Raw genomic sequence first — 6666 nt, 5'->3', positions numbered from 1 at the left:
GCGGCTTTCGTGATAATCTCAGCCATCCTTGTCGTCCCTGCCTTGCATACGAACCAGGTTGTTCCAGCAACCATTCGGGCCACGATGAGGAGCCGATCGCGATCCTGCTTCTCCCCAACCCTAAAGGTTCTGGTGGCTGCGATCCGACAATCGGCGCGCCTTTGGCCGGGCGGCCGCCCGGCCAAAGGCAGTCACCTTATACAACATCTCTTATGCAAGGTGGCCCGAAGGGTCGGATGAGGGGGCTGCACGGCAGAACATTTGATGTTGTGTTGAGCGAAAGCAAAGGCAATGAAGGCTGTGCTGTGTGGCCCCCTCATCCGCCTGCTGGCACCGACCGGGGTCGAGCCACGGGTCTCACCCGTCCTTCGGACCCCCGCTGGAGAAGAGATTCGTTGTAACGCCCGGCCTTCCCAAAATGTCCGCGGACAGGTCGAATGCACGGCACGCTCCAAATGACAAAACAAAAACGCCACCTCCCGCATCCGGAAGGTGGCGTTTTCAATTCTCAGGTTCAGCCGATCAGGCGGTAGCTTCCACCACACGGACGGCCTTGGCGCGTTCCAGGGCTTCCTTGCGGACGGCGTCCTGGACTTTTTCAAAGGCGCGGACCTCGATCTGGCGGACGCGTTCGCGGCTGATGTCGAATTCGGCCGAAAGATCTTCCAGCGTCACCGGATCTTCCGCGAGGCGGCGGGCCTCGAAGATGCGGCGTTCACGTTCGTTCAGCACGCTCATCGCTTTCGCCAGCATACGCCGGCGGGTGTCGAGCTCATCCTGTTCGATCAGCACGTCTTCCTGGCTGTCATGGTCGTCGACAAGCCAATCCTGCCACTGGCCGCTGTCGCCTTCGGCCGCCTTGATCGGTGCGTTCAGCGAGGCGTCGCCGGAGAGGCGGCGGTTCATCGAGATGACCTCCTCCTCCGAGACGTTCAGCTTGGTGGCGATTTCCGAGACGTGCTCGGGCTTCAGGTCGCCGTCGTCGATCGCCTGAATGCGGCCTTTCAGCCGGCGCAGGTTGAAGAACAGGCGCTTCTGGTTGGCAGTCGTGCCCATCTTCACCAGCGACCATGACCGCAGGATATATTCCTGGATCGAGGCCTTGATCCACCACATGGCGTAGGTGGCGAGGCGGAAGCCCCGCTCGGCATCGAACTTCTTGACGGCCTGCATCAGGCCGACATTGCCCTCGGAGACGACTTCGCCGATCGGCAGGCCGTAACCGCGATAACCCATCGCGATCTTCGCGACGAGGCGGAGATGGCTGGTGACGAGCTTGTGGGCGGCATCGCGGTCGCCATGCTCGGCGTAGCGCTTCGCAAGCATATATTCCTGCTGCGGCTCGAGCATCGGAAATTTGCGGATTTCGTCGAGGTAACGATTGAGACCGGCTTCGCCGGCGGTAATGGACGGCAAGTTATTTCGGGCCATAGTGCACCCTCCTAATGTGAATTCCGGTTCCCAATGAAACGCGCCCTCGCGTCAAGAAAGGCAAACCGGGACGTGCGGCTTTCTCCAAGCCCGCACTAAGTCCATATACAGATAAGTATGGCGAAACGGCGGTTCAAGGTGCCGCTCACGCAGCTGTGAGCGCTCGTCCGCCGTTAGGAAAACGTTCTTTTATCCGCGCAGCGCCGCGACCAGTTCGACCATATCATCCGGCAGCGGCACCTCGAAATGCATGACGTCGCCGATGCGGGGGTGTTCGAACTGCAGCATGAAGGCATGCAGCGCCTGACGGTCGAAACCCCTGACGACCTTGCGGATCTCTTCGGGCAGGCCATTGGCCTTGGTCTTGAAGCCCGCCCCGTACACCGTATCGCCGAGCAGCGGGTGGCCGATATGGGCCATGTGCACACGGATCTGATGGGTCCGGCCGGTTTCGAGGTGACACTCGACCAATGAGGCGAGGGCGGTCGCGTCCGGGTTCTCCTGGAAGCGCTCGATCACCTGGTAATGCGTGATCGCATGATCGGCGTCCTGGCTGTCGGGGCGCTTGACGGCGCGGCGGGTGCGGTCGCCGGTGGCGCGGCCGAGAGGTGCGTCGATCGTGCCCGACAGTGCGCGCGGGCGGCCCCAGACGACGGCCTGGTAGGCCCGCTCCAGCGGCATGGTGCGGCCGTGATCGGCAAATTGAAGCGAGAGATGCCGGTGGGCGATGTCGTTCTTGGCGACGACCATGACGCCGGTCGTGTCCTTGTCGAGGCGGTGGACGATGCCGGGGCGGCGCACGCCGCCGATACCGGAAAGCGTGTTGCCGCAATGGTGGATCAGCGCATTGACCAGCGTGCCCGTCCAGTTGCCCGCTCCGGGATGGACGACGAGGCCGGCGGGCTTCGATATGACGATGAGGTCGTCATCTTCATGAAGGATATCGAGCGGAATGTCTTCGCCCCGCGGCGTCGGGTCTTCCGGCTCGGGCAGGGTGATCTCGAAACTGTCGCCGGCGCGCACCTTGCGCTGCGGATCGGTGACGGGCTGGCCCCGCATGGAAACCAGGCCGTCCTTGATCAGCGCCTTGATCCGGCTGCGGGAAAATTCCTCGCCGAGCTGCGCCGTCAGCCAGGCGTCGAGCCGGCCTTCGGCGGTTTCATCGGCTGTCAGGACTTTTCTAATGCCGGCGGCTTGTTTAAAGGGGTCGCTCAAGACGCTTCTTCTCCGACGTATTTTTAGAACGGGATGCACAGATGACAGCAATCGAGCCAGACGACCAGGAAGAGAAGCCCCTTGATCCGGCGATGGAAAATGTCCGGCGCAAGATGGTCCGCCTGCAGATCGTTTCCGGCGCCATCATGTTCGTGAGCCTTATGGCGGTCTTCGGTGCGGTTGTCTACAAGGCGACGCGCAGCGAATCGAAGGAGACGGCCATCACCGCCTCCGGCGTGCCTTCGGACGCGCCGCTTACGGCGATCTTGTCCCTGCCGCTCGGTTTCAAAGTGCAGTCCACCTCGTTTTCGGCAGGGCAGATCCTGTTCTACGGAGAAACGGTCGAGGGCAAGAGGAAGGCGCTCGTCTTCGACCTCAGGACCGGCCGCACCGTCGCCGACGTCACCGTCGCGGGGAATTGAGGCCGGCATGGCCGCCGACCCGATCGTCATCGACAGCGCCGACGATCCGCGCATCGCTGAATTTCGCGATATAAAAGAGCGCGACCTGACGGGGCGGGAGAACCGCTTCATCGCCGAGGGTACCGTCGTGCTGCGTATGCTCGCCGAGGCGCATGCGGCAGGCAACGGCTTCTCGGCCGAGAAGGTCCTGCTGCTGCGCAATCGTGTCGACGGTGTGCAGCCCATCCTGGAACGGTTTCCGGCCGATGTGCCGGTCTATGTCGCCGAGGCTGGCGTGCTCGACGGTGTCGTCGGCTTTCATCTGCATCGCGGCGTCCTCGCGCTTGGCCGGCGGGAGGACCGCGGCGAGGCGGCCCTTCTCGACGCCCTGCCGGAACGGGCGCTGGTGCTGGTAGGCTGCGGCATTTCCAACCATGACAATGCCGGCTCGATGTTTCGCAATGCGGCCGCCTTCCAGGCGGATGCGGTGCTCCTCGACGAAACCTCCTGCGACCCGCTGTATCGCAAGGCATTGCGCGTCTCGGTCGGTTCGGTGCTGAGCGTTCCGCACCGGCGCGGCGGCAAGGCATTGGATGTGCTTCTGGCGCTTGCCGAAAGGGGGTTTGCCATCTGGACGCTTTCGCCGCATGGCAAGACCGATATCCGCGGCATTCCGGCCTCGGCGCGCATGGCGCTCGTCGTCGGCACGGAGGGGGAGGGCCTGCCGGAGGCGCTGCTTGCGCGCTTTCAGAGCGCGCGCATCCCGCAATCAGCCGAGCTCGACAGCCTCAACGCGGCGACGGCGACGGGGATCGCGCTATTCTCCATGGCTTCCGCCATGGAGCGGCTTTAACGCACCGGATTGGCGATGACGGCGGCCGCCCTGTCGGCCAGGCTGACGCGGTCGTTCGGGTTGTTGTTGCCTGCATCCTGCAGCAGCGAGCGGATCGGTGAGGAGGGGCCTTCGTTGAGCGCGGTCAGCGCCACCATGTTGGCGGCGATCGAGGCGATTTCCTCGCGGATCGCGCCGTCGCGTCCGGTCACGGCCTTTGCCTTCTGCAGGCGCTCGGCAAGGGCGGCGCTGCGCATGCGGACATCCTCGCCCATCTCAGCCGTGACGGCGGCGGTGTCGAGTGCGGTTTCGCCTGCGTCCTCGGCCGTCAATTCCGCCGGCAGTTCTGCCGCCACCTTGGCAAGACCGGCGTCGCGCAGCACCCGGTTGACCTTGCGGATCTCGGCATTGGCGGCCTTCAACTGATCTTTCAACTTGACGATCTCCTGCTGGCGGCGGGCGAGCTGCGTTTCCTTCTCCGCGGCGGAGGCGCTCTCGCGTGCGGTCTTGTCCTCCAGGCGGATCACCATATGCTGCTGCTGCGTTAATTTCTGCTCGGCATCCCTCGCGCGCTTCTGCAGCAGGGTGACGTCCTGGCGCAGCGTGTCGCGTTCGTCGCGCAGCGCATTGGCGCGGAATTTCAAGCTTTCCGCCTCGGTCTCGCGTGCGGCAAGGTCGATCCTCAGCCCGTCTGCCTGTTCGCTGAGCTTGCTCAGGCGCGTGCGCATCGTCGCCAGCTCGCTCTCCTTGTTGGCGACGGATTGCTCGGCGATATGCAGGTTGGTCTTCAGCTGGCTGATATAGTTCTCGTCCTTGCGCAGATGCGAGCGCTGCTCGGCCGCCTCGACATGCATCTCGCCGATCTGGGCCTGCAATTCGCCGATCTCGGCGGCAAGCCTGCCGGCATCGACGGCAAGTGCGTCGTGGCGCAACTGGAGCGACAGCGATTTCTCGCGCTCACGCAGAAGGTCCTGGGCAGTGCGGGCATTCTCGGCGGCATAGAGCGCGCGTACCATATCCTTCTGGGCGCGCACCTCCTGGGGGCTCAACGGCATCGTCGCCTTCAGCCGGTTCTCGGTGTACCAGACGATACGGCGATGGACGGCGGGCGAGACCAGAAAGACGAGGAAGGCCGCGGTCAGGAAGCCCAATCCGAACAAGAGAGCATATTCGATCACGGCGCGGCCATCGATTAAGGTTGATAAGGGTCAGCCGCGATGATTAAGCAGGCCTGGCATGCATGGCAAGGCCGCCGATGCGAGCGGCGGCCGATTCCTGCGGTTTTGCCGTCTCAGAAGGGGTTCCAGGTCGGCGCATTGGTGATTTTGAGATAACCGACATTGACGCCGAGGCGGGCGCCGACGCCGGTGCGGATCGGCACGATGAGCACGTCGTTGTTTTTAAGCAGCGTCATGCCGAAGCCCGCAATCACATAGGCCGAGCCGCTGACGCCGCCGAACCGGGCGTAGATGCCGTTGACAGAGGGCAGGTCGTAGACCAGCATCATCACGCGTGAACCCTGGCCGCCGTAATCGATGCCGAGGGAAGGCCCCTGCCAGTAGAGCGGATGTTCGCCGGCATTCTTGGTGTTCAGCTGGCCTTCGCCATAGGTAAGGCCGGCGATGAAGGCGCCGCCGCCTTCCTGTCCGAGAATATAGCCGTTCGGCAGGCCGTATTTCTGGAAAGCGCTCTCGACCACCTTGGCCAGACCACCGCTGGCGGAGCCGAAGAAGGAGTGGCCGGCATCGACGATTTCCTGCATCGTATACTTGCTGTTGTCCTGGGCGGCGGCCGGCCCGGCAACGATCAGAGAGGAGAAGACGAGGGCCGAAAGCAGCCTGCAGAAGCCGATGAATCGGCGCGGGAATCGAGGGCGCATGGTGTCATCCGTTCGTCGTTTGGCTGTGAGCGGCAAGCGCTCGCGGCGATTGATGCATTTTGCCCCGATGATCTTAACAATCGGTTTACCAAATATGGTGTCATTATGGCACCGAATACGATCGCAAACTTCGCGCAATTTCGAAGAAGCATATTACCGGGCGCGATGAACTTGCCGCCCCTCAGGAGACGATGATGTCCAAGAACCCCAATCTTACCCTGTCCGGCCCGGATCTGGCCGCGCTTCTCTGCAGCCGCGTTTGCCACGACGTCATCTCGCCCGTCGGCGCGATCAACAACGGCCTGGAACTGCTGGATGAGGGCGGCGCCGATTCCGATGCGATGGATCTGATCCGCACCAGCGCACTCAACGCTTCCGTCCGCCTGAAATTCGCACGCCTTGCTTTCGGCGCCTCCGGCTCCGTCGGCGCCTCGATCGATACCGGCGAGGCCGAGCGGGCCGCCAAGGATTTCGCGATCGCCGAAAAGAAGACCGAGGTGATCTGGAACGGGCCGCGCGCCATCGTCGCCAAGAACCGCGTCAAGCTGCTGCTCAATCTCTTCCTCGTCGCCTATTCCTCCATTCCGCGCGGCGGCGTGCTCGAGGTGACGCTCGAAAATCCCGAATTCGACGCTAAGTTCAAGCTCACGGCGAAAGGCAAGCTGATGCGCCTGCCGCCGAAATTCGTCGAGATCTCGACCGGCACGATCGAAGAGGCGATCGATGCTCATTCGATCCAGCCTTATTACACGGTGCTTCTGGCCGAGGAGTGCGGAATGACGCTCGATCACAGCGCAAGCCCGGACGAACTGGTGTTCACGGCGGTGGTTGCCGCGGTTTGATTTTGGTGCGCCGAAGGGCGCTTGGCGCCCGTCTGGTAACGATTCTTTAGCCTGATGGACCTATTC

The 6666-nt window shown here is 63.1% G+C and carries 7 protein-coding genes; 3 read left to right on the top strand and 4 right to left on the bottom strand.

Going from position 1 to position 6666, the window contains the following annotated elements; translation table 11 throughout:
- Positions 1 to 522: 522 nt before the first annotated feature.
- Both rpoH and QD408_RS07485 read right to left on the bottom strand, forming a co-directional pair.
- A complete protein-coding gene (gene rpoH / locus QD408_RS07490) occupies positions 523 to 1431 on the bottom strand; it encodes an RNA polymerase sigma factor RpoH (RefSeq protein ID WP_088684818.1) in 909 nt (302 codons plus the stop codon).
- Between the two features lie 189 nt (positions 1432 to 1620).
- A complete protein-coding gene (locus tag QD408_RS07485) occupies positions 1621 to 2646 on the bottom strand; it encodes an RluA family pseudouridine synthase (RefSeq protein WP_414138850.1) in 1026 nt (341 codons plus the stop codon).
- A gap of 41 nt (positions 2647 to 2687) precedes the next feature.
- Between QD408_RS07485 and QD408_RS07480 the strand changes: the two genes are divergently transcribed.
- Both QD408_RS07480 and QD408_RS07475 read left to right on the top strand, forming a co-directional pair.
- A complete protein-coding gene (locus QD408_RS07480; protein WP_414138849.1) occupies positions 2688 to 3068 on the top strand; it encodes a hypothetical protein in 381 nt (126 codons plus the stop codon).
- Between the two features lie 7 nt (positions 3069 to 3075).
- Positions 3076 to 3900: a TrmH family RNA methyltransferase gene (locus QD408_RS07475; protein ID WP_414138848.1), complete on the top strand. Its 825-nt coding sequence runs from the start codon at positions 3076 to 3078 to the stop codon at positions 3898 to 3900.
- Here QD408_RS07475 and QD408_RS07470 read toward each other — a convergent pair.
- Positions 3897 to 5057, bottom strand: a complete 1161-nt coding sequence (locus tag QD408_RS07470) for a hypothetical protein (RefSeq protein WP_414138847.1) — start codon at positions 5055 to 5057, stop codon at positions 3897 to 3899. The two genes, QD408_RS07475 and QD408_RS07470, sit on opposite strands and share 4 nt — an antisense overlap.
- Positions 5058 to 5170: 113 nt before the next feature.
- Positions 5171 to 5758, bottom strand: a complete 588-nt coding sequence (locus tag QD408_RS07465; RefSeq protein WP_414138846.1) for a DUF1134 domain-containing protein — start codon at positions 5756 to 5758, stop codon at positions 5171 to 5173.
- Between the two features lie 194 nt (positions 5759 to 5952).
- Between QD408_RS07465 and chpT the strand changes: the two genes are divergently transcribed.
- A complete protein-coding gene (gene chpT, locus QD408_RS07460) occupies positions 5953 to 6600 on the top strand; it encodes a histidine phosphotransferase ChpT (protein WP_414138845.1) in 648 nt (215 codons plus the stop codon).
- Positions 6601 to 6666: the final 66 nt, after the last annotated feature.

The sequence above is a fragment of the Rhizobium sp. BR 249 genome, from assembly GCF_047445895.1.
Taxonomy (GTDB): domain Bacteria; phylum Pseudomonadota; class Alphaproteobacteria; order Rhizobiales; family Rhizobiaceae; genus Rhizobium.
This window is presented reverse-complemented; position numbering and strand designations above follow the sequence as displayed.

Coding starts and splice junctions, on each gene's coding strand:
- rpoH (WP_088684818.1), bottom strand. CDS start 1,431: ATGGCCCGAAATAACTTGCCGTCCATTACCGCCGGCGAAGCCGGTCTC.
- QD408_RS07480 (WP_414138849.1), top strand. CDS start 2,688: ATGACAGCAATCGAGCCAGACGACCAGGAAGAGAAGCCCCTTGATCCG.
- QD408_RS07475 (WP_414138848.1), top strand. CDS start 3,076: ATGGCCGCCGACCCGATCGTCATCGACAGCGCCGACGATCCGCGCATC.
- QD408_RS07465 (WP_414138846.1), bottom strand. CDS start 5,758: ATGCGCCCTCGATTCCCGCGCCGATTCATCGGCTTCTGCAGGCTGCTT.
- chpT (WP_414138845.1), top strand. CDS start 5,953: ATGTCCAAGAACCCCAATCTTACCCTGTCCGGCCCGGATCTGGCCGCG.